Annotated in this window: 20 protein-coding genes and 3 pseudogenes; 1 reads left to right on the forward strand and 22 read right to left on the reverse strand. The window is 68.2% G+C overall.

Translation table 11 applies throughout. From position 1 onward, the window contains the following. The 13 genes from ASD21_RS09260 to ASD21_RS09320 form a co-directional block, all read right to left on the reverse strand. On the reverse strand, window positions 1-1,353 hold a 1,353-nt coding region (locus ASD21_RS09260; RefSeq protein ID WP_162250225.1), incomplete at its 3' end, for an RHS repeat domain-containing protein. Between the two features lie 14 nt (window positions 1,354-1,367). Next, window positions 1,368-3,098, reverse strand: a complete 1,731-nt coding sequence (locus tag ASD21_RS09265; protein WP_162250226.1) for an Ig-like domain-containing protein — start codon at window positions 3,096-3,098, stop codon at window positions 1,368-1,370. A gap of 154 nt (window positions 3,099-3,252) precedes the next feature. After that, the gene (locus tag ASD21_RS09270) at window positions 3,253-4,458 is read right to left on the reverse strand and encodes a type II secretion system F family protein (protein WP_056439942.1); all 1,206 of its coding nucleotides are present in this window, start codon (window positions 4,456-4,458) and stop codon (window positions 3,253-3,255) included. Beyond that, complete coding sequence (locus ASD21_RS09275; protein WP_056439944.1) at window positions 4,451-6,145, reverse strand: GspE/PulE family protein; 1,695 nt, start codon at window positions 6,143-6,145, stop codon at window positions 4,451-4,453. Before ASD21_RS09275 ends, ASD21_RS09270 begins: the two co-directional genes overlap by 8 nt. Then, window positions 6,142-6,885 carry a prepilin peptidase gene (locus ASD21_RS09280; protein ID WP_056439946.1) on the reverse strand — a complete coding sequence of 248 codons (744 nt, stop codon included), beginning with the start codon at window positions 6,883-6,885 and terminating at the stop codon, window positions 6,142-6,144. Before ASD21_RS09280 ends, ASD21_RS09275 begins: the two co-directional genes overlap by 4 nt. Then, window positions 6,882-7,334, reverse strand: a complete 453-nt coding sequence (gene gspG, locus ASD21_RS09285; RefSeq protein ID WP_056439948.1) for a type II secretion system major pseudopilin GspG — start codon at window positions 7,332-7,334, stop codon at window positions 6,882-6,884. Before gspG ends, ASD21_RS09280 begins: the two co-directional genes overlap by 4 nt. Next, the gene (locus ASD21_RS09290; protein WP_056439949.1) at window positions 7,265-8,035 is read right to left on the reverse strand and encodes a hypothetical protein; all 771 of its coding nucleotides are present in this window, start codon (window positions 8,033-8,035) and stop codon (window positions 7,265-7,267) included. The genes gspG and ASD21_RS09290 overlap by 70 nt, the downstream gene beginning before the upstream one ends. Next, window positions 8,016-9,947, reverse strand: coding sequence for a type II secretion system secretin GspD (gene gspD / locus ASD21_RS09295; protein ID WP_082554698.1), 1,932 nt, complete (start codon window positions 9,945-9,947; stop codon window positions 8,016-8,018). Before gspD ends, ASD21_RS09290 begins: the two co-directional genes overlap by 20 nt. A 24-nt stretch (window positions 9,948-9,971) precedes the next feature. After that, complete coding sequence (locus tag ASD21_RS09300; RefSeq protein WP_056439951.1) at window positions 9,972-10,529, reverse strand: hypothetical protein; 558 nt, start codon at window positions 10,527-10,529, stop codon at window positions 9,972-9,974. Continuing rightward, on the reverse strand, window positions 10,505-11,023 hold the full coding sequence (locus tag ASD21_RS09305; RefSeq protein ID WP_056439953.1) for a hypothetical protein: 519 nt from the start codon (window positions 11,021-11,023) through the stop codon (window positions 10,505-10,507). The genes ASD21_RS09300 and ASD21_RS09305 overlap by 25 nt, the downstream gene beginning before the upstream one ends. Beyond that, complete coding sequence (locus tag ASD21_RS09310) at window positions 11,020-11,802, reverse strand: hypothetical protein (protein ID WP_056439955.1); 783 nt, start codon at window positions 11,800-11,802, stop codon at window positions 11,020-11,022. The genes ASD21_RS09305 and ASD21_RS09310 overlap by 4 nt, the downstream gene beginning before the upstream one ends. Beyond that, window positions 11,799-12,362 carry a type II secretion system protein gene (locus ASD21_RS09315; protein WP_056439957.1) on the reverse strand — a complete coding sequence of 188 codons (564 nt, stop codon included), beginning with the start codon at window positions 12,360-12,362 and terminating at the stop codon, window positions 11,799-11,801. Before ASD21_RS09315 ends, ASD21_RS09310 begins: the two co-directional genes overlap by 4 nt. Further along, window positions 12,359-12,739 (reverse strand): hypothetical protein, encoded by a 381-nt coding sequence (locus tag ASD21_RS09320; protein ID WP_156398333.1) that lies wholly within the window; start codon window positions 12,737-12,739, stop codon window positions 12,359-12,361. The genes ASD21_RS09315 and ASD21_RS09320 overlap by 4 nt, the downstream gene beginning before the upstream one ends. Before the next feature lie 188 nt (window positions 12,740-12,927). Between ASD21_RS09320 and ASD21_RS09325 the strand changes: the two genes are divergently transcribed. Further along, window positions 12,928-13,701, forward strand: coding sequence for a hypothetical protein (locus tag ASD21_RS09325; RefSeq protein WP_056439962.1), 774 nt, complete (start codon window positions 12,928-12,930; stop codon window positions 13,699-13,701). Between the two features lie 5 nt (window positions 13,702-13,706). On the opposite strand, the gene ASD21_RS24695 is transcribed toward ASD21_RS09325, so the two are convergent. From ASD21_RS24695 to ASD21_RS09345, 9 genes and pseudogenes are all read right to left on the reverse strand, one after another. Continuing rightward, window positions 13,707-13,964 (reverse strand): DDE-type integrase/transposase/recombinase (locus tag ASD21_RS24695; RefSeq protein ID WP_235524864.1); only part of this gene is annotated, 258 nt, incomplete at its 5' end. A 1-nt stretch (window position 13,965) separates the two neighbouring features. Continuing rightward, window positions 13,966-14,181 (reverse strand): annotated as a pseudogene (locus ASD21_RS24700) (DDE-type integrase/transposase/recombinase); the annotation flags it as partial. Window position 14,182: 1 nt separating this feature from the next. Continuing rightward, window positions 14,183-14,559: pseudogene (locus tag ASD21_RS24705) on the reverse strand (IS6 family transposase); the annotation flags it as partial. Window positions 14,560-14,656: 97 nt separating this feature from the next. Further along, window positions 14,657-16,180: an FG-GAP repeat domain-containing protein gene (locus tag ASD21_RS09330; RefSeq protein ID WP_056439963.1), complete on the reverse strand. Its 1,524-nt coding sequence runs from the start codon at window positions 16,178-16,180 to the stop codon at window positions 14,657-14,659. Window positions 16,181-16,529: 349 nt separating this feature from the next. Further along, window positions 16,530-16,765: DDE-type integrase/transposase/recombinase (locus ASD21_RS24710; RefSeq protein WP_235524865.1), on the reverse strand; the 236-nt coding region annotated here is incomplete at its 5' end. A 1-nt stretch (window position 16,766) separates the two neighbouring features. Continuing rightward, window positions 16,767-17,144, reverse strand: a pseudogene (locus ASD21_RS24715) (IS6 family transposase); the annotation flags it as partial. Between the two features lie 384 nt (window positions 17,145-17,528). After that, window positions 17,529-17,876 (reverse strand): DUF2293 domain-containing protein, encoded by a 348-nt coding sequence (locus tag ASD21_RS24290; RefSeq protein WP_162250227.1) that lies wholly within the window; start codon window positions 17,874-17,876, stop codon window positions 17,529-17,531. A gap of 508 nt (window positions 17,877-18,384) precedes the next feature. Further along, window positions 18,385-18,678 (reverse strand): hypothetical protein, encoded by a 294-nt coding sequence (locus ASD21_RS23895; RefSeq protein WP_156398335.1) that lies wholly within the window; start codon window positions 18,676-18,678, stop codon window positions 18,385-18,387. Continuing rightward, on the reverse strand, window positions 18,679-20,485 hold a 1,807-nt coding region (locus ASD21_RS09345; RefSeq protein ID WP_162250228.1), incomplete at its 5' end, for an RHS repeat-associated core domain-containing protein.

A 20,485-nucleotide genomic window follows, 5' to 3' on the forward strand; every position in this document is an offset into this window, starting at 1 on the left:
ATAGGTGAAGTCGGTCTGATTGCCGCGCTCGTCCTTGATCCAGTCGGGCCGGTTGCAGATCTGGACGCTGGTGCACAGCGTCATGTTGTAGGAGGCGCGCATGACGGTCGCGCCGGGGACCGTGCTGGGATCCGCATTTACCGGCGTCCCCTTGGGCAGGTTCCACTTGGCCGTCACATTGTTCTGGTTGTCGTACTCGTAGCGGGCCCGGTTGCCCTCCGGCGCGGAGATCTGCATAAGCCGTCCAAGACCCGGATAGATGTTGTCCGCATCGTATTGGAAGGTGGTGGTCTGGCCGCCCGTGCCGTCGGGCTTGATGCCGACCGTGTCGCTGATGATCTGCTGGTTCTCAAGACGCGACGTGACCGTGCGCTTGTTGCCTAGCGGATCGGTGACCGTCACGACCTGCTTAAAGTTGAGCGGATGGAAGGTTTGGTCCTGAATCTGGTCGTAGGCGTAGGTCCAGGTTCCCGCACCGTCGGTGACCGCCGTGACCGCGCCATTGGGATATTGGGGGCTGATGGAAACGGTGTAGACCTTCGGTACGCCGCCAGCCGGGCTGTTGATCGTCACGGTCGTGGCTGTTTCGGATTTGGTCGGCGTCCGCCCCAGGGCCGCCTGCGAAGCGAAGGTCGGACCCGAGCACACCGCGCTCGAGCACCCGCCCTGGGTCAGGTTGGCCGCCGCCGAGGCGTCCCATTCGTGCATCCCGCCGAATCCGGCGATGGTGTAGCCGAGGCTGCTCTCCACCTGCATCCAGCTGGCGCCGATGCCTTCCACGTCATAGGTGAAGGTCAAAACTTCGCCGGACGGATAGGTGACGCTCTGCAGCACGCCCCAGGCCGGCCGCATGTTGGGGTTCATGACGTACTGGATATGGACCAGCTTGAAGCGGGCGACGGTGCCATCGGCCAGGGTGTAGACGATGTTGTTGGCGTCCTTGTCCAGCGTGTTGCCCTCGGAGAACTCTGGACCGAGATCGGGTGCGCCAACGAACAGCTGGCTTTGGCCCATGAAGGCCACGAGACTGGTTTCCTGAACCTCGGCGCTGCCCACCAGCTTGACGTAGGAGAACATCGACGAGATCGAGAACCCTGGCCTGAGCGTCTTGGACGCCGCCAGCCCGCCCGGGCCGTCGGGACCGATGCTGTTGAGCCCGGACGTTACGCTCATGGCGCCGCTGATCAGGTCCACGCCGTTGGCGTCGACGGCCGAATGCTTAGGCGGCGGGATCGGATCCTGGGCCAGGACGGGGGTTACGCCGCCCAGCAGCGTCGCGGCGGTTAGGGCCAGGGCGGCCAGCGATCCGCGCAGGGTCGCGCGGAACGACGGGAAGCTCATCGACTTGGTCATCACGCCCCGCACGCCTAGAAGGTCACATTGATGGAGAGGGTGGCGGTGGCCGTGCCGCCTTTGCCGTCGGTGATCGTGTAGGTCAGGCTGTCGCCGCCCTTGGAGGACTTGGCCATGACCGTGATCGTGCCGCCGCTGAACGCGTAGTCGGCCTTGGTCGAGGTGGTCTTGCTCAGCGAGACGATCGACAGCGTGTCGCCGTCGGGGTCGCTGTCATTGGCCGTCACGTTCACATTGACCGTGTCGCCCGCCACGATCTGGACCGTGCCGTCATTGACCGCGGTCGGCGGATTGTTGGGCGGGGGCGCGCCGACCGTCACCGACACCGTGGCCGGGGCGCTGGTGCCCCCAGGACCCGTGGCGGTGTAGGTGAAGCTGTCGGGACCGGAATACAGGCCGTTGGGCGTATAGGTCGCCGTCGTGCCGCTGATCGACGCCCAGCCATGGGCCGGACCGGAGGCGACCGCCAGCGAGCTGTAGATCCCGCTCGGCGACAGGCCGATGGCCTTGGGCGTGTTGAACGCCGTCGTCGTCGAGACCGCGCCCGCCGTCGGGGCCGGCGGCAAGCCGACCGAGACCGACACCGTGGCCGGCGCGCTGGCGCCGCCTGGTCCGCTGGCGACGTAGTTGAAGCTGTCGGGACCATAGTAGCCGGTATAGGGCGTGTAGTGGGCGGTCGTGCCCGTGACGGCGTAGTAGCCGTGGGCCGGCGCCGTAACGATCGTGGCTCCGGCCACGACCCCGCCCACCGGCAGCGCCACCGTCGCGTCCGCGCCGTTGTAGGCCACCGACAACGAGGTGTTGGCCGCCGTCGGGGCCGGCGGGTTGCCGACCGTGACCGACACCGTGGCCGGCGCGCTATTGCCGCCCGGTCCGTTGGCCACGTAGTTGAAGCTGTCGGGACCGTAGTAGCCTGTATAGGGCGTGTAGTGGGCGGTCGTGCCGGTGACCGCGTAGTAGCCGTGGGCGGGGGCCGTGACGATCGTGGCTCCGGTCACCACCCCGCCCACCGGCAGCGCCACCGTCGCGTCCGCGCCGTTGTAGGCCACCGACAGCGAGGTGTTGGCCGCCGTCGGGGCCGACGGGTTGGCGATGGTGACGCTCACCGTACCCGGGCTCGAATTTCCGCCGGGACCGCTGGCGTAAAAAGTGAAGCTGTCGGCGCCGTACGCGCCGGAGGTCGCCGTATAGGTGAAGCCAAGGCCCGTCGTCTTCGTCACCGTCCCTTTGGTTGGGGCGGTGGCCACGGCCCAAGATGTGACCACGCCGGCTGTCGGCACGGTCTCGTTGGCGGCGGAATTGTAGGGCACGTTCATCGCGCCGTTTCCGGCGATCGGGGCCGGCGGGTTGGCGATGCTGACGGTGATGGTCTGGACGGCGGAGTTCCCGCCCGGTCCGACCGCGTGATAGGTGAAGCTGTCGGCCCCGTAGCTGTTGACGCCGGCGGTATAGGTCGCGGTCGTGCCCGAGATCGACACCGAGCCCTTGGTCGGAGCGGCCTCGACGGCCGCCCCCGTGAACGGGCCGCTGACCGGCAGGGCCAGGCTCGCCGAGCCGCCGAACGGCACGCTGAGCGAGCCAGCCCCCGCGCCTGGCGGCGGATAGACGATGTTCAGCGCGGTGCGGTTGCCCGCCGCGTCGTAGGTGTAGGCCACGGCGCCACTGGGCCGGGCGACGGTTTTGACTTGCCCCTGGGGGTCATAGGTATAGGTCGTGGTGACCTGGGCCGCCGACACGGACGCCACGCTCGCGATCGCAAGCGAGACCAAGGCGATCGCCAAGCGCGACCGCATCAAAAAAGCCACCGAACGTCCCCACCTAAACTTCCGACGAAGCTTGACCGTAGAACCGCATTCCGCGGGGCGCAACTAGGACGCGTTGAAATCTATGCGATAGCTCTCAGTTCAGCGCCGCCTGGCCCAACTCGGTCACGCCTGACAGCAGCCCGGCCATCATCAGACCGATCAACCCGCCGAGCAGGACGATCAAAGCCGGCCCCAGCAACCGGGCGGCCGCCTCGATGTCGCGCACCGCGGCGGCCTCCTCCAGCTTTCCCGAGCGCTGCAGCATCCGCCCCAAGGCTCCGGTCGACTCGCCCACGGAGACCAGCCGCACGATGGTCGGCGGAAAGCCCTTCACCGCCTGGAGAGCCTGCGACAGCGACACGCCTTGGCGCACCTGTTGCAGTACGATCCGCAGGCGCGTCTTGGCCAGATCGGAGCGCACCGCGCCAATGGCCAGGCGCAAGGCCTCGCTCATCGGCGCGCCGGCGCTCAGCATCGCGCCCAGCGACATCGAAAAGCCGCCGAACGCCAGGGCGCAGGTCGTGCGCCGCCAGGGCCCCGCCAGCCACAGGCGGTCGAGCGGTCCCGCCAGCAAGCCGGCGCGGCCCAGGGCCAAGGTCAGGGCGATCACGACCCCCAGGCCGCCGCCCAGGACCAGCCCGTGCTCACGCAGCAGGCGGCTGGCCGCCAGCAATCCCGAAAGGATCGGAGCGCTCCCCTCGCCGCCTTCGCTGACCAACGGCTCCAGCGACGGGACGACGGCCAGCAGGATCACCCCGGCCGCCGCCAGGGTGCTGAGCAGCACGAACAAAGGATAGGCCAGGGCGGCGACCAACTGCTGACGCAGCTTGATGGCCGCCTCGAGCATCTCGCCCGCCCGGCGCAGCGCTTGGGGCAGATCGCCGGACGCCTCGCCCGCCGCGACCAGGGCGGCCACGAAGCCGTGGCGCGGCGCCAGGGTTTTGGCGAAGGCCGCGTCGAGCGCTTGGCCGGCGCTGATCTCCCGCAGCAATCGACGGCAGGCGTTGGCGACGCGCGAAACCTGGGCCCGCGACAACAGCACGTTCAGCGACGAGCGCATGTCGGCCCCGGCGCTCAGGAGGTCGGCCAGGCTGAGCAGGATCTCGGCGCTTTCGCGGTCCCCAAGACCATGGTCGCCGCCGCGGGCCTGGGTTCGCACCGGCGACAGCTTGAGCGGCGACAGGCCTTGACGCCGCAAACGCTCGAAGGCCGCCTGCTCGCTGGGCCCTGGAACCTCGCCGCGCACCCGCCGACCGTCAGCCCCGAGCGCCACATAGGAAAAGCTTTGGGCGTCAGTCATGAACCGCGCCCATCACTTCCTCCAGCGTGGTCTCGCCGCGCATGGCCTTGTCCAGGCCGTCGGCCGCCATGCTGACCAGGCCCAATTGGCGGGCCAGTCGACCAATCTCCGCGGCCGGCTGGCGGTCGGCGACGGCTCTGAGCAGGGCGTCATTGGTCAAGAAGGCTTCGGCGATGGGCGCCCGTCCCCTAAAGCCGGCGCCCTTGCAGGCCGGGCAGCCCTGCGCCTTGAAGGCGCGCATCGGCGCGGCCAGGCCCTGGCTGGCGACGAAGGCCAGCTCGGCCTCGGTCGGCGCGGCGGCTTGCCGGCAGTGCGGGCACAGCCGTCGAACCAGCCGCTGGGCCACCGCCCCCCGAAACGCCGCCGCCAGCTGATAGGGCTCCACGCCCATATCCATCAGACGCGGCAGAACCGCCAGGGCGTCGTTGGCGTGGATCGAGGCCAGCACCAGATGGCCGGTCATCGCCGCCTGGATGGCCACGGCCGCCGTCTCCGGATCGCGGATCTCGCCCACCAGGATGACGTCGGGGTCCTGGCGCAGGAACGAACGCAGCGCGGCGGCGAAGGTCAGACCCAGTTGCGGCGCGACCTGGGTCTGGGAGACGTGCTCGAAGTGGTACTCGACCGGATCTTCGACGCTGAGCACCTTCTTGGGCGAACCGGTGAAGGTTTCCAGCAGGGCGTAGAGCGTGGTGGTCTTGCCGCTGCCGGTGGGCCCGGTGACCAGGAAGATTCCGTGCGGCGCGCTTGCGGCCTTGCGCAGAACCTGCGTGACATCCTGCGCCAGGCCCAGGCCGTCAAGTTCGAGCGGCACGGCGCTGCGGTCAAGGATCCGCAGCACGGCGGCCTCGCCGAACACCGTCGGGGCGGTGGCCACCCGCACGTCGACCGACTTGCCGCCGATGACGAACGAGGTGCGCCCGTCCTGCGGCAAGCGGCGTTCGCCAAGGTTGAGGTTTGCGATCACCTTGATCCGCGACACCGCCGGCGCGGCCAGATCGGCGGCCACCACAAGGTGGTCGATCATCCGGCCGTCGACTCGCAGGCGAACGCGCAGGTCGTGACGCCGCGGTTCGAAATGGATGTCCGAAGCGCCCAGGGCGATCGCCGCCTCGAAGGCTTCGGCCACCAGGCGCGCGCCGCCGCCCTCGACCGCTCCGTCCGACACCTGGTCGATTTCGCGAGCCAGCCGGCGCTCGTCCAAGGCTTCGGAGGGCGCGGCCGCCTCGACGCCGTAACGCTCGTCGAAGGCTCGACGCCAGTCGGCGGGGCGCGCGGCCAGCACGCTGACCGGACGGTTGGCCGCGAAGACCAGGCCGGCGAGCGCCTCGTCGTCCAACGGGTCGCAGGCGGCGCAGACCAGCGCGGCCCCTGCCCCGTCCAGCGGCAGCAGGCGGGCGCGGCGCAGGAAGTCGGCGGCGACGTCGAGGTCGGCGATCTCGACCATCGCCGGGCGCAGGCGCGGCTCCCAGATCTCGCACCCGGCCGCCTGGGCGTAGGCGCGGGTCAGCTCCTCGTCCGACAGCACGCCCAGCTGGTTGAGCACCTGCTCGACCGGCTGACCGGTGCGCACGGCGACCAGTTCGGCCCGGGCGATGGCCGAGCGCTCGACCAGGCCGCGTTCAATCAGAGCCTCGACCAGGCTGGCGCGCGCCTGGGCGCGCGCGGGGTTGCGGGCCACGGTCATGGAATCAGGTCTCCAAGCCAGCCTGCTTGCACCGCCAGCCCGACCGCCCAGCCGCTGGCCGCCAGGACCGGACCAAAGGCGATCTTTCCGTCAGGCGACTTGATCAGCCGGATCTGCGCCAAGCCGAGCAGACCGGCCAGCGCGATCGCCCAGGGCGTCGCCGCCCCCAGCCACAGGGCCAGGGCCGCGGCCAATTTGACGTCCCCCAGGCCCAAGCCGGGATCGCCACGCCGCGCCGCGAAGCTGCGGCGCAACAGCAGCAACACGCCTCCGGTGAACGCGGCGGCGGCCAGACCGGTCAGCGCCGCTGTGCCCCCCCGGTGAAGGGCGAGGCCAAGACCCAGGATCGCGGCGACCAGGCTGGCCAGGTCCGGCAGCCGGCGGCTGGCGACGTCGGCGGCCGCCCCGGCGATCAACGCCAGGCCCAGGGCGGCGACGACCAAGGCCTGGCCGATCGGCAGGATCGCGACACTGGCCATGACCAGGCCCGCGCCGAGGACCTCGCCGGCCAGGTGCCCCGGATGGATCGGCGCGCGGCAGGCCGCGCAGGCGCCGCCCAGTCGGACGAAGGAGACGATCGGCACGGTCGCGCCAAACCCGAGCGGCGCGGCGCAGGCGTCGCAGCGCGAACGCCCGGTCAGGGCCTGCTCGCCCCGCGCCCAGCGCAGGCCCGCCGTGGCGGCGAAACTGCCGACGACGGCGCCCAGCGGCAGGGCGGCGATGAGCGCCGCGACATTCATTTGGGCGCGACCAGGTCGCGCTTGGTCCCCGTCCCGCCCTCTTTGCGGTCGGAACCGAGGCTGACGACCCCGAAGGTCTCATCGTCGCCGGTCCGATAGAGGATCTGGCCGCTCCACGGGTCCTTCAGGGCGCTGGCCGATTTCAGATAGGGGCCGGTCCAGCCCTCGGCGTCGGCCGGCTCGTCGACCAGCGCCGCCAAGCCCTCGCCGGCGGTCGGATAGCGACCAACGTCGGAGCGGAACATTTCGACGGCGGCGGCCACCGACTCCAGCTGCAACTGGGCCGACTTCACCCGGGCGCGGCCCAGCTGTCCCATCAGACTGGGCGTCAGCACCGCGGCGATCAGGCCGATGATCGCGATGACCACCAGCATCTCGGTCAGGGTGTAGCCGGCGTCTTGTCCGGAGCGCCCTCGCCTCTGGCCGAAACCTCGATGGTCTTGTCGCATGTCACGCCCTTCCCCGCGCCTCTTCCGAAGCGTCGCCATATTATCGCGCCGGGCGTTTCGGCGCGCCCGATCAATCTCACAATCCGCTCGTCCGTCCAGCCGTCCTCGGTGCGCGCGACAATCCGCCAGACCTGCCCCGCGCGCGCCGCGCCGGGCTCCTGATCCGGCTCGCGGATCGGGCCCAGGCTGACGGCCTGGGCCAAGCCCCAAGGCGAGATGGCGCTGACCGCGCAGACCCGCCAGTCGCTCGCCTCGTCCGCCGCCTGGACCTGGTCCGGGGTCGCGCTGGCCGCCTCAAGGCCCGCCAGCCGCAGCCGCGCCTGGTCCGGATCGGCGGCGCCCAGGGCGGTCAAGGCCTTGTCGTCGAGCTCGGCCGCCGCGGCCAGCGCCAACTTGGGGGCCTCGGGCTCAGCCAACAGGCTCATGCCCCGGGGATCGAGCCCACCCGCGCTCCAGGCCAGCCGGCCCGAACTGGAACTTTTCAAAAGTCGCGTCACCGCCAGCGCCTGGGCGCCAGACAAGGCGTATTCGGCCTGGCTGCGCCGAAAATCGGCTCGCGCCAGCTTCAGCGCCGCAACCCCGCGCATCACCAGGGCCGCCGCCAGGATCGCGACCGCCAGGCTGACGCTCAGGGCCGCGGCCGTGGCGTAGCCCCCGTCGGGGCCGTCCGCGCGACGATCCTCAGTGCGCCAGCAGGCCACGGCTGTCGATCTCCTTCATGTCGGCCAGCAGGTCGCGTGTCATCTGGCTGGAAGCGGTCGGGTCACGCATGATCTTGACCCTCAGCAGCACCACCAGTTCGGTCCGCGCGCCTTCCTTTGATGTCGACTTGAAAAGGGCGCCCAGGAACTTGACGTCCTTGAGCCCCGGCACGCCGCTGTCGGAGTCGCTGTTGCGATGGCTGATCAGCCCGCCCAGGGCCACGACCGCCCCGTCCTCCAGCACCAGGGTGCTGGAGAGCTTGCGCTGCTGAATGGTCGGGGAGTCGATGCCGGAGGTCACGGTCTTGGCCACGCCGCTGACCTCCTGGGTGATGTCCACCACCACCTTGTCCTCGCCGCTGATGCGCGGCGTGACTTCGAGGATCACGCCGGTGTCGCGGTATTCCACCGTGTTGACGATGGCGGGCGAGGAGGTGGTGGTGTCGGTGGCCGTCTGGGTGACGATCGGCACCTGATCGCCGATCTGCAGGCGCGCCTTGTGGTTGTCCAAGGTGATCAGCTTGGGGGCGGAGACCACGTCGATCGCGGTGCGCGAGCCCAGGGCGTTGATCGCCGCGTCGATGTCGCCGCCCAGATAGGTGATCGAAAAGCCGGGGAATTTGGGGCCGATCACGCCGTTTTCGGTATAGACCGAATTGCCGGCCAGCTTGCCGTTGTCGCTGACCACCGACCAATCGACGCCGAACCGGAAATCGTTGGTCAGGCTGACCTCGATGATCGAGGCCTCGATCATCACCTGGGCGGGCGGCCGGTCGATTTCGGCCAGGGTCTGCTGCAGGCTCATCCAACGCGCGGCCGGCGCGCGGATGATCAGGGTGTTGCTGTCGCGGTCCACGCCGATGCGCACCCCGTCCTCCAGCTTCTGCTCGCCGAAGCTCTCGGCGCCGCCTTCACCCCCGCTGCTTGTCGCCCCGCCGCCGTCGTCCTTGGCGGCGTCGGTCTGGGACGAGTCGCGGTCGGACTGGCGGCTGTTGAACCCGCCGCCCTTGGCGTCGCCGGTCGACAGCACCTGCGACAGGGTCCTGGCCAGCGAAGCGGCCGAGGCGCTGCGCGGGCGATAGACGTAGAGCTGGGTGGACAGATCGCGCGAAGGCGTGTCGAGACGCACAATCCAGTTGGCCACCTCGTCCATCGCCTGCTCGGTGCGGGCCGAAACGATCAGGCCGTTCAGCCGGTTTAGCGGCGACACCGATACCCCTTGCACCCCGGCCGTCGCCAGGACCTTGGCCAGGTCGGACGCCACCGAGCCCGCCGCGGCCTGGTGCAGATCAAACCAGCGAATGCGCGCGCCCTCGAAGACATTGCGGTCGAGGATCTTGATGGTCTCAAGCAACGACTGCAGCTCCGAACCCGATCCGCCCAGCACGATCAGGCCCAGCTTGTCGTTGGAATAGAGCACCGCCTTGGAGCCCGTCATCGCCTCCAGCGCCTTGGCCACCTCGGTGGGGGTGGAGAACGACAGCGGCACGGCCACGACCTCGTAGCCGCCGCGTCGCCCCCCGCCGACCGCGCTGGGATCGCGCAGCGCGGCCGACGAGCGGGCCTTGTCTCGCGGGGCCAGCACCAGGCTGTCGCCTTGGCGCAGAAGGGCCACGTCGTTGACCGCCAGGGCCGCCTCGAACGCCTCCAGCAACTGGGCGCGGGTGAGCCGCCGGTCGATGCGAAACGACACCTTGCCGGTGACGCCGGGATCGATGGTGTAGGGCACGCCCAAGGCGGCGCCGAGAATCTCCTCGGCCACCTGGGCGATATCGGCGTCGCGGAAGGCGAAGGTGAAGGACTCGGCCCGCTCGGCCGGCGCGGGGGCGGCCCGCGCCGGCGCCGTTCCCGGCGGGGTCAGAGTCAGGCAGGTGGCGCCAAGGACCAGGCAGAATGCGCGATTGAACGTCATGGGAGACTTCACTTGAGACACCCGTTATCCGCCAAGGCCAGGGGCACTGGCGGGGGGCGGAGGCGGCCTGAAGCCCGGGGGCGGCACGTCGCCGGGCGCGCTCGGGAAAGCTAGAGTTGACGGGCCAAGGCTGGCGGTCGCGCCGCTAGGGGAGACGGGCGTGGCCTCGCCGATGCGCAAGGTCCGCACGCCCAAGGGCAGATCGAGGCTCGCGCGGCCGGACCCGACGTCGCGTAACACCACCCCGTCCCGACTCTCGCCGCGCGCCAGCCAGGCGGGCGGCTTGCCGTCGATGGCCAGCAGGGCGGCGGCGCGCCCGGGCATGCGCGACAACCCAAGCACCGTCACCACCGGATCGCGCACGGCGTTGGGGCCGGTCGACAGGGCAAACAGCGGCGGCCCCGACAGCGACGGCGCGCCGCCGTCCACGCCCCGCTGGGCGCGGGACGGCCCAAGCGCCGCCAACCGGTCCTGAGCCGGGGTCAGCACGTCCTGGCGGCCGGCCGCAAGCCAGGCGGCCGCGCCCAGGGTCAGGCCCACCACGGCGCAGATCGGGATCAAAGGCGCGCGGAGGTCGAGCAATAGAAATGTCCTGAAAATTGCAAGGAAACGGCCGAGGTCTTGGAAACCAGGTCGATGGAATCGACGAAAAGCGTCGGACGCGCCGCGTCCAGACCGCCCAGCAGGGTCATGGCGTCCTCGTAGGAGCCGACGGTCTCGAAGCGGAAGTTGACGGCCAGCAGGCTGTCACCGGCCGGGGACGAGGGCTCGAAGGCGATCGCCGCCAGCTTGGCCTGCCCCAGCCGCGCGCGAAGCTTCTGCTCGACGACGCCCGCGCCGAGAGCAACGCCTTCGCGGCAGATCGCGCCGCGCGGATAGGTCGGCTCGTCATCGGCCCCGTCGCGCCGCAAGGCCTCGATGCGATCGAGCTTGCGTTCCAGCTCGGCCAGACGCGCGGCGCGGTCGGCGGGACGCGCCAGTGCCGCCAGACCCGTGGCGGTGACGATGGCCGCCGCCCCGCCGATCATCGCCGCGACGACCGCGAGGCCCGGTCCGCCGGCCCTTTCCCGGTTCATCGACCGTCCCCCTCCGGTTCGACCCGCCAGATCCCGACGTCTTGGCGGGTGACCGCCCGACGGGGATCGGCGAACGGCGAGGCTTCATCGCGAGCTTGCACGCGGCTGACGCCATGGTCCCAGCGCCAGGCCTCGATGCGCGCGTCGGACTTGCGCGCCGCCATCGCCCAGGCCAGATCGGTCAGCGGGACCGCCACGCGGTCGCCCGGCGACGCGGCCGCCAGGGCCGCCGATTGTCGGCGGACCAGTTGAGCCGCCTCGACCCGCTGGAGTTTGACCGCCGCGTCATGCTCCAGGACCGCCAGCTGTTCCTCGCCTTGGGCGCGGGCCAGCAGGGCCCCGGCGACCGACACGAACAACAGGGACGCGACGGCAGCCGCCGCCACGCCGACCAGCAGCGATCGCCGCGCGCGGCGGGCCAGGGCCTCGGGCGGTTCGAACACCACCCGCGCCGGCCGGCCCTCGACCTGGACCTCCGCCTCGAACCGTTCCTGGATCTCGGAGGCGCGCACGTAGCACGCGGCGAACAGCGCGCCCTGCACAGGCCGCCACGGCGTCAGGCGCTTGAGCCGCAGACAGACCTGGTCCATCGGCAGAGGCGCTTGGTGGCGCGCCGCCAGCTGAGCCCCGCGCACCTGCTCCCATGGCCAGCCGGCCGGCGTCTGAACCGCGCGGGCGAAGACGCGCGGCGGCGCAGCGACGCCAGGGGCCTCGTCATGCAGGACGTCGCCGACGGCTTCGTCGTCGTTGACCAACCGCAGATCCAGGGGCGTCCTCATGGCGCCTTGGTCCGGCAGGCGCCGATGATGGCGTCGAACTGGCAATCGCGGGGTTCGCGGGTCCAGACCCGCGCCACCGCCAGCGGCGCGTTCGCGCCCTTGGCCACCAACAAGATGGCGCGCGGCGCCGCGTCCCGGGCGTCCCCTTCGCGCCTGTCGGATCGCGGCCAGACGGCGGCCGCCCCGCGGCTGTCCAGATAGCCGAACCGAACGTCCCGTTGGCGCAGGCGCAGTCGCCGCGCCGGTCCCGACCGCGCCTGAAGGATCAGCACGGTGCGCCGCTTGTCGGCTTCCAGACGCGCCGAGCAAGCGGCCTCGCCGCAGGTCGCCGAAAGCCTTCGATCATCGCCGCTCAGGGTCAGGGCGTCCTGCTCGGCCAGCCACAGGGTCAGGGCGCGGTCGGCGGCGCGGTCCTCGATCAGGCGCGTGGACACGCGACTCGAGGCCAGTTGCTGGCGGGCGATCAGGCTGGCGACCAGGCCCAGCCCGCCCATGGCCATGCCCAGGATCGCCAGGGCCGCCAGCATCTCGGCCAGGGTGTAGCCGCCGTCGTCGGTCATCCGGTCGCCTCGGGCCGGCAGATATCGACGGTGGCGATGCGATAGGCGCGGCCGCTGGCGGCCTTGGCCGAGGCGGTGCGCACGCAAGGCGCCGCCTGGCGAGCCGGCCCGGCGTCCGGAATATTGGCCTCGACCCGCCAGTCCAGGCCCAGATCGTGACCGCTCCACACCCCGGCCTGACCGGCCGTGGCTTCCAGGCGTTCGCGCAGCAGCAGTTCGGCGTCGCGGGTCTCGCCGGCCGAGCGGCTGGCGCGCGTTCCGACCTGCGCGGCCATCAACGACAGGGCCAGGCTCGATGAGAGAATGGTGACGGCCACCAGCGCGTCAACGGCCGCAAAGCCGTCCTGGCCCCTGACTGGACCTGGTTGCTGACGCATGGACCCCCACTCCGCGCCCCGACGCGCGCACTCCGGAAGCTTGGCTTCCGAGCGCTTGATATCACGCGATGCAGGCGGATGAATAGGCGACGTCTCCAAAGTTGCGGCGTCCGGTGGACCCAAGCCATACGGATCGCTACCGTTGCAACCTCATCGACCACGAGCCCCGCAAGGCCGCTTCCCGCACCATGTCAGGATCAAGTCCGCAAGCCCCTGACGACTCGCGCATCAGCACCGCGGCGGCGCTCGTCGCCCTGGGCGGACACGCCGTTGTCGTCCTGGCCGCGCTGCTGCTAAGCGCGCGAGGCCAGACCCTCGTCGCCGCCCCCGGGGTGGTCGGCGTCACCCTGGTCAGCGGCGCGCCCGGCGGGGCCCCGGCCTTGCCTCCAGCCGCGCCGGCGGCCGCTCCGACCGCCTCCCGCCCCGTTCCGCCGAGGCCCGTTCCGGACGCAACCGCCGGCGAGCGCCTCGATCGCCTGATCGCGCCGGAGGCTGCCGCGCCCGCTTCGACCTCGGCCGCGACGGGCGCCGGTCGACCTTCCGCCAGCGGCCGGTTCGACGGCTCCGGCGTCGTGGCCAACGCTTCACCGGCGTCCGGCTCGAGCCGGGCCGACCAGGGCCTTGGCCAGGGCGAAGGCGCCGAGGGGATCGATCTCTACGCCGCCGCGTCGCTGCCCAATGTCGGCGCCCGGCCCGCCTCGCCGCCGGCCGGCGACCTTTGGAAACAGGTGGCGCCGTGCTGGCGCTCGGCCTCACCGCGCAAGGCGACCTTGATGGTCGAGATCGGCGATGACGGACGCTTAACAGGCTCGCCCAAGGCGGTCCGCAAGATCCCCTCCCCCGCTGACGCACCGCTGCTCTTGGCCGAACGCGCCGCCGCCCGCGCCCTGCAGGCCTGCGCGCCCTATAGCGGCCTTGGCGGCCGTAGCTGGCGGGTGGAGTTTCCAGCATTGTCAGGTTAACCCGCCTAGCCTCGATATGCCCAACCGTGTCCAGCTCGGGCGCTCACGGCTTGGCTCCAAGCACGCATGGCTTCGCCTCGAAACCGGCGCAGGGTCTGGCGGCGGATCAGGTGGGGCTGAGCGTTGTAGACCGCCGCATGGGTGGTGAGGAACCGCTGGGCCGGGGCTTGGGACTTGAACCCCTGCATCTTTCGCTCGCGTCTTCGGATGGGCAGGTGCGAGTTTTCGGCGCGGTTGTTTTCCCGTAAGCGACCTGGGCGGTGNGGCTTGGGACTTGAACCCCTGCATCTTTCGCTCGCGTCTTCGGATGGGCAGGTGCGAGTTTTCGGCGCGGTTGTTTTCCCGTAAGCGACCTGGGCGGTGAAGGTCGATCAGGTCCAGACCCTTCAGCGCCGCAACGTATGAACCGAGCCCGTCGGTCGTGATCGAGACCGGATCAACCGGCTGGTTGCGCAGCAGGCGTCTGAGTAGTTTTAGGGCNCCCTTCAGCGCCGCAACGTATGAACCGAGCCCGTCGGTCGTGATCGAGACCGGATCAACCGGCTGGTTGCGCAGCAGGCGTCTGAGTAGTTTTAGGGCGCGCCATAGGTACAGGCGCCTTCCGCCGACGTTGCAGACCATTTCGTCCAGATGCCAGCGCGGCGACGGCGCGGGCCGGAGGCGCTTCAGATTTCTGGCGATCCGCGGGCCGAACTTGATCGTCCAGCAGCGGATCGTCTCATAGCTCACTTCGATCCCGCGTTGGGCCAGCAGGTCCTCGACGTCGCGCAAACTCAGGGTGAAGCGGAAATAGAGCCACACCGCGTAATGGATGACGTCTGGCGGGAACCGGTGGCGCTTGAAGGACAGAGAACGCATCGTGCGCCTCTGCCGTTCCGAGCGAACCGTGTCCAGCCCTGGAGTCCCAGGGGCGCGCGGTTAAGCTGACAACACCGTCTGGTTGTCGGAGCGGCGCCTACCGCGGTGGCTCGATCGGATAGGGCGTCGGCAAGGCCTCGCCCTTTGGCCCAAAGCGTTGCGCCCCCAGCGGCGGCGTCCCTGCGGTTGGTGTCGCAAGGTCGGGTCCAGCCGGGCTAGGGGGCGTTCGTTGAGAGGGCGGAGAACTAGGGCGCGCGGGACTGGAGGGCGTCGGCAAGCTGGGGCTCTCGGAGGCAGGCAGCGGGATCGTCGCGGTCAATCCAGTAGCCTCTAAGGTCGACTGAAGAGAAGCCTCAACTGGCGATGCGGCGCTCGATTGCGCCGCCGCCATAGGGAAGGCGTTCTCGCCCGTCGATTTGCCGGCCATCGATCTGAGCGCCGCACCGCTGACAATCTGCTGCATGTAGGCGCCGTCAGGAGCGATCCCGATCAGGTCGGCCTTAAGGTCGCCATCGACGTCTCCGACGAGGCGCGGCTGGATCGACTGCGGCCCCCAACCCATCCCCGGAACAAATCGCGTGGGATAACTCTGCCAGGCCGCAAAGGTGCCGTTGGACTGCCCGGCCGAGACGTAGACGTAGTTGCTGCCAAAACCGACGACATCCGCCAAGCCATCGCCCGTCACGTCTCGTACATAGCGCGGGTAGGTATCGAAATCTGTCCATCCCCCGGTTGCCTGGCCAAAGCCGGCGATGGCCTTAAAGGCTGCAGCGAACGTGCCGTTGCCCAATCCCAAGGCCACATAGACGCCATCGGACGCAAAGCCGACCAGGTCGCCGTAGGTGTCGCCATTCACGTCGGCCAGGGCGCGAGGCGTCAGGTTCTGGCTCGTCCAGCCCTGCGACGCGGTAAATTGGGTGCTGGCGAGGATCTGCGCATTAAAGCCGCCTGTCGCGTTGCCCAGGGCGACCCATACGGAATCGTTGGCGATTCCGATGATGTCGGCGCGTCCATCATGATTGAGGTCCGCCAGGAAACGGGGAACGGTTTCCTGACTTGCCCAGCCGCTGTTCACGCCAAAGCCGCTTGTGGCCTTGTAGGGGGTGGCGAATGCGCCGTTAGCTTGACCTAGGCCAACATAAACGCCGTCGCCTGCAAAACCGACAAGGTCGGCGTAGCTGTCAGCATTTACCTTCGCGGCCGTCCGAGGGTAGGTCGTGTTGTTTGCCCAACTGGCGGCGGGCGTCATGCTGGCCGTCGCGGTGACCGGATAGGAGAAGACACCGTTGGTTTGGCCGAATGCAACGTAAACGCTGCTTCCCCCAATGCCGATCAGATCGTCATCGCCGTCGCCATTCACATCGGCCATGAAGCGTGGATTGACGTTCTGGCCCGCCCAGTTGCCGGACGCGGCGCTGGACCCGAAGTAGGGGCTGGCCCAGATCGCGAACGGGCGTGTGACGACAACAACCCCGGTGCGATTTGCCGCAGCGTCATAGGTGTAAGATCCGATCTCATTCACCCTAGAGACCGAACTTAGCTGTCCCTGAGCATCGTACGTATAGTCGATTTTTGCCTGAGCTTGCACCGCGGTCGCTGCCGCGGCGGTCGCCAGCGCCATCAAGGACAAAAAGCATAACCGTATTGGCGGGGCCACTACAGGCACCTCAAGCCAAAGCTGCGGCGTGAAGACGCGGCAATCGTGCTCATTCTACGCATAGTCGCGTCGATCCTTCGTGAATGGCTCAAGCTTGACCATATCTATGCGCGGAACGCCCTGCCCGGTGCAATGGGTTGAGGAGACATTTCCCCATCGGCTTGACCGCCGAGCCGTTCGGTCGCTCGGCTAATTCCAGCGCCGCCTTTAGGAACCGGCTTAGTTCAACGCCGCCTGACCCAGCTCGGTCACCCCCGCCAGCAGCATTGTCAGGTTAACCCGCCTAGCCTCGATATGCCCAACCGTGTCCAGCTCAGGCGCTCACGGCTTGGCTCCAAGCACGCATGGCTTCGCCTCGAAACTGGCGCAGGGTCTGGCGGCGGATCAGATGGGGCTGAGCGTAGAATGTGTTGTAGACCGCCGCATGGGTGGTGAGGAACCGCTGGGCCGAGGCTTGGGACTTGAACCCCTGCATCTTTCGCTCGCGTCTTCGGATGGGCAGGTGCGAGTTTTCGGCGCGGTTGTTTTCCCGTAAGCGACCTGGGCGGTNACCCTTCAGCGCCGCAACGTATGAACCGAGCCCGTCGGTCGTGATCGAGACCGGATCAACCGGCTGGTTGCGCAGCAGGCGTCTGAGTAGTTTTAGGGCCCGCCATAGGTACAGGCGCCTTCCGCCGACGTTGCAGACCATTTCGTCCAGATGCCAGCGCGGCGACGGTGCGGGCCGGAGGCGCTTCAGATTTCTGGCGATCTGCGGGCCGAACTTGATCGTCCAGCAGCGGATCGTCTCATAGCTCACTTCGATCCCGCGTTGGGCCAGCAGTTCCTCGACGTCGCGCAAACTCAGGGTGAAGCGGAAATAGAGCCACACCGCGTAATGGATGACGTCTGGCGGGAACCGGTGGCGCTTGAAGGACAGAGCACGCATCGTGCGCCTCTGCCGTTCCGAGCGAACCGTGTCCAGCCCTGGAGTCCCAGGGGCGCGTGTTTAAGCTGACAACACCCGGCGGCCAGCCGTCGTCCGCCTCGCAGAGCCCGCCGAGCACCGCGAGCAAGGGACCGCATCGTGATATCACGATGCACATCCTGCCTCCCGATCGCAGGCGCACTTTGGCCGACAGATGGACCACGGCCCGATTTTGGGGGTTTCGGCCTTTGATCGGCCTAACTCGGCCTATTTTCGGCCTTCGTGGTCCATCTGTCGTCCATGCGTGGTCCATCGGGGTCGCTGGCCGGCCGGCGGTTGCCGATCCACCGTGCCGATCGCCCATTAGCGCCCAGACGAGAGCCCTACCAGGCGAGCGCCAGCCCGTTAAACCGAGGCCTCGCACGGTGGATCAGCAACCGCGCCCCGGCCGCCGCGTGGCGTCGCCCAGCCGGCGATGATCGCCGCCACCTCGGGCCGGACGATCAGCAGGGCCTCGTCCCGCGTCATGCCCGGGATCCGCAGCAGGCGGTCGTAGTCGGTGAAGGCGTGGCGGACGTGGGCCTGGGCCACCAGACCGAAGGCCTGACCGATCGTCACCGGCTCGCCCCATTCCCGGGCCGCCAGCAGCTCGACCAGGTGCGCCAGGACCTCGGGCGGGCAAAGGCCGTGCCTGGCCCTCACATGCCCCTCCACGGCCGCGCGCGGGAAGCTCGTGCACCGCTTGCGACCCACCGTTTTGGCCTCCGTCCGCGCCCTGCTCGGCGACCATGGTGGCGCCCCCGATTCCGGGCCGCAATCGGCCCTGTCGGACGCGCCGCGTTTGAGGCCGCCGATGTAGTGCCCCCGGTAGTGAGTTCGGCGTTGATGAGATTGGGGTTTTCGGGATTTGGTAGTATGCCGAGTAGTGCCCCTAAAAATCGGCGTTCCTATTAGTATAGCGAAGTCAAAGCGTTACGAGCACCGAGAGGTGCGTATGGTGTAGTGCCATTTTAAGGGGATTTTGGCGCTGATTTGACCGCCCAAAGACCCTCTTAAGGGGGTCCATAACCAACCGATCGCGGCACGCGAGCGGAAACGCCATCCGCGTTACAGATAATTACATAAAATTACGGATTATCGACAACATCTGTACGGATAATTACACTTTATCGACTGATTATCGACAAAGCCACGGCGCCAGCGGAGCCGATCGCGAAGCGCGCCACCACAAGGCGCCGTAGCGAGCGATCGGCGCAGCGGGTCACAGACCCAAAGTTTGTGCCTGAGCTTCCAAGCGATCACTTTCGGTCTCATCGATCGAACGGACCGCCGTAATTCGCCCATCTTCGACGTGAAGAGCGAAGAACCGCCATTGCCCTGGACCGCCGGATACGCCGGGCACTTCAAATGCACCCTCACGCCCCGACTGACCCTCCAAGAATTCAATTTCTTCGTTCAGTTTGTAACGACGCTGCCAGCAAAGCCCAAGTTTGAATTGGATATCTATTTCCCTGCCGTCATCGCCCGTAAGAACAAGTTCGTTATAAGCGCTCATTTAGTATGGCTCCGAAGCTCCTGGGACCTTTCTCAGGATGTTCTTATCACGCGTGAGCGTTAGCGCTCCACCCGCCTGAAGGCCAGATTGAACCACCATTGCATCGGCATCACTCAGCCCCCGGCCAACTAGAAGATTGACGGCAAAGCCATTTGGCGCAGGCCCCGTCTTAGCTCCGGTCGCAGCCATAAACGCTGCCAAGGCTTTCGGATCGCCTTTCACCAGAAATTCTCGTTGGGCTTGAGGGGAAATAAGCGGCTGCCTATCACCTATAGTCGCCATAGCGGAAGCCGCCGCTGTGGATGAGGGGTTTTCGATCACATTGATCAGAACATTCGTGTCTAGATTTACCTTAGTATCTGCATTTCTATTTTGATACTCGCTCACTTTGTTCTTGATGGCATCAATGCCGTTATTTATTGCCTGCTCCAGAGGGCTTGGCGTGCTTGGATTCTGCCCTGTAATCGGCGGAATGATCGGCGGCGGCAACGGGAGCACCATCTGATTGCCCGTCGGATCGCTCCGATTCAGCGGGTCGTTCCCGACGTAGGCGTACCAGTTGAGGCCATCTTTGTAGCCGATGGGGTCGGTTTGGAGAAACCGCCCCAAGGTCGGAGAATAGGCTCGGGCCTTGTAGTGGTACAGCCCCAGCTCGGGCATCCAGGCCTGGCCGGTGTACTGGAACCGCCCCTGGTTGCCGGCGGCCGGCACGCCGTATTCGTCATAGGTGTTGATGGCGCTGACCACCCCCGCATTGCTGGTCACCGCCACGATCGAGCCCTGAGGGTCGGCCAGCAGGAAGCGGCGGTCGGTGGTCCCAGCGCCCTCGTACCAGACCAGCGGCTCGTCGGTTCCCGGCCCTGGGACGTACCGGCGCAAGATGGTGTTGGCGGTGTCGTACTCGGTGACCAAGTTGGAGCCGTCATAGGCCAGGCGCTGGGTCTGATAACCCGGCTTGGCGATCTCCTGCAGCCGGCCGAGCGGATCATAGACCAGGCTGGCCCCCGCCAAGGTGCTGGTCAGGTGGTTGTCCAGGTCATAGCCAAAGCCCGTCGTCCCGTCGTAGCTCAGGTTGCCGCGCAGGTCGTAGCTGAACGGCGCCCCGGCGACCGCGGCGTATTGGTTCAGGCCATTGGTCGTATAGCTCCTGGCGGTCGAGGCGGCGGTCCACTCGTAGAGGGAATTGGAGCCGGTGCGGCTTTTGACTTGGCCGGCGGCGTTGTAGGTCAGGCCATAGGCCTGCCGCTTGGCCGGATCGGGCACGTACAGCGACAGGTCGCTCAGCCGCGAGGCGGCGTCGTAGTTGTATTGGCTGTTGGCCCCGTTGGCCAACCAGGCCGCCGAGCGCCGGCCAAGGTTGTCATAGGTGTAGGACGCCAGGCTGGCTGAGCCGTTCTCGCGGATCGCGGTAACCGCGCCGGTGTTGTCGTGCTCGTAGGTGACGTAGAAGCCGTCGGGCCATTGCACCCCCAGCCGGTTGCCCGCCTGGTCGTACCAGTAGGCCATCGGCAAGAAGGTCCCGTTCAGATAGGCGTAGTCGGCCGTGACCCGGCCCAGGGCGTTGTAGTAGCGCGCGCTGATCTTCTCAGCGCTGGTTCCGGCATAGGTCACGGTCGGCCGGTTCAGGTTGTCGTAGTAGAACCAGGTCTGGACGCCGTCGTGATAGGTGACGCGGTTGAGGGCGTCGAAGACGGAGGTCACCGTCTCGCCGCTGCGCCGCCGCCAGGTGGTGCGATTGCCGGCCGCGTCATAGCCGTAGGACTCGTAGTCGGCGGTCGAGCTGGCGCAGCAGGTCGGGCTGGGATAG

It is taken from the genome of Caulobacter sp. Root1455, assembly GCF_001426905.1.
In the GTDB taxonomy this organism is placed as follows: Bacteria; Pseudomonadota; Alphaproteobacteria; order Caulobacterales; family Caulobacteraceae; genus Caulobacter.

What these genes read in the sequence shown, in the direction of transcription:
- ASD21_RS09270 (WP_056439942.1), bottom strand. Translation starts at nt 4,458, where the DNA reads ATGACTGACGCCCAAAGCTTTTCCTATGTGGCGCTCGGGGCTGACGGT.
- ASD21_RS09275 (WP_056439944.1), bottom strand. Translation starts at nt 6,145, where the DNA reads ATGACCGTGGCCCGCAACCCCGCGCGCGCCCAGGCGCGCGCCAGCCTG.
- ASD21_RS09280 (WP_056439946.1), bottom strand. Translation starts at nt 6,885, where the DNA reads ATGAATGTCGCGGCGCTCATCGCCGCCCTGCCGCTGGGCGCCGTCGTC.
- gspG (WP_056439948.1), bottom strand. Translation starts at nt 7,334, where the DNA reads ATGCGACAAGACCATCGAGGTTTCGGCCAGAGGCGAGGGCGCTCCGGA.
- gspD (WP_082554698.1), bottom strand. Translation starts at nt 9,947, where the DNA reads ATGACGTTCAATCGCGCATTCTGCCTGGTCCTTGGCGCCACCTGCCTG.
- ASD21_RS09305 (WP_056439953.1), bottom strand. Translation starts at nt 11,023, where the DNA reads ATGAACCGGGAAAGGGCCGGCGGACCGGGCCTCGCGGTCGTCGCGGCG.
- ASD21_RS09310 (WP_056439955.1), bottom strand. Translation starts at nt 11,802, where the DNA reads ATGAGGACGCCCCTGGATCTGCGGTTGGTCAACGACGACGAAGCCGTC.
- ASD21_RS09315 (WP_056439957.1), bottom strand. Translation starts at nt 12,362, where the DNA reads ATGACCGACGACGGCGGCTACACCCTGGCCGAGATGCTGGCGGCCCTG.
- ASD21_RS09320 (WP_156398333.1), bottom strand. Translation starts at nt 12,739, where the DNA reads ATGCGTCAGCAACCAGGTCCAGTCAGGGGCCAGGACGGCTTTGCGGCC.
- ASD21_RS09325 (WP_056439962.1), top strand. Translation starts at nt 12,928, where the DNA reads ATGTCAGGATCAAGTCCGCAAGCCCCTGACGACTCGCGCATCAGCACC.
- ASD21_RS09330 (WP_056439963.1), bottom strand. Translation starts at nt 16,180, where the DNA reads ATGGCGCTGGCGACCGCCGCGGCAGCGACCGCGGTGCAAGCTCAGGCA.
- ASD21_RS23895 (WP_156398335.1), bottom strand. Translation starts at nt 18,678, where the DNA reads ATGAGCGCTTATAACGAACTTGTTCTTACGGGCGATGACGGCAGGGAA.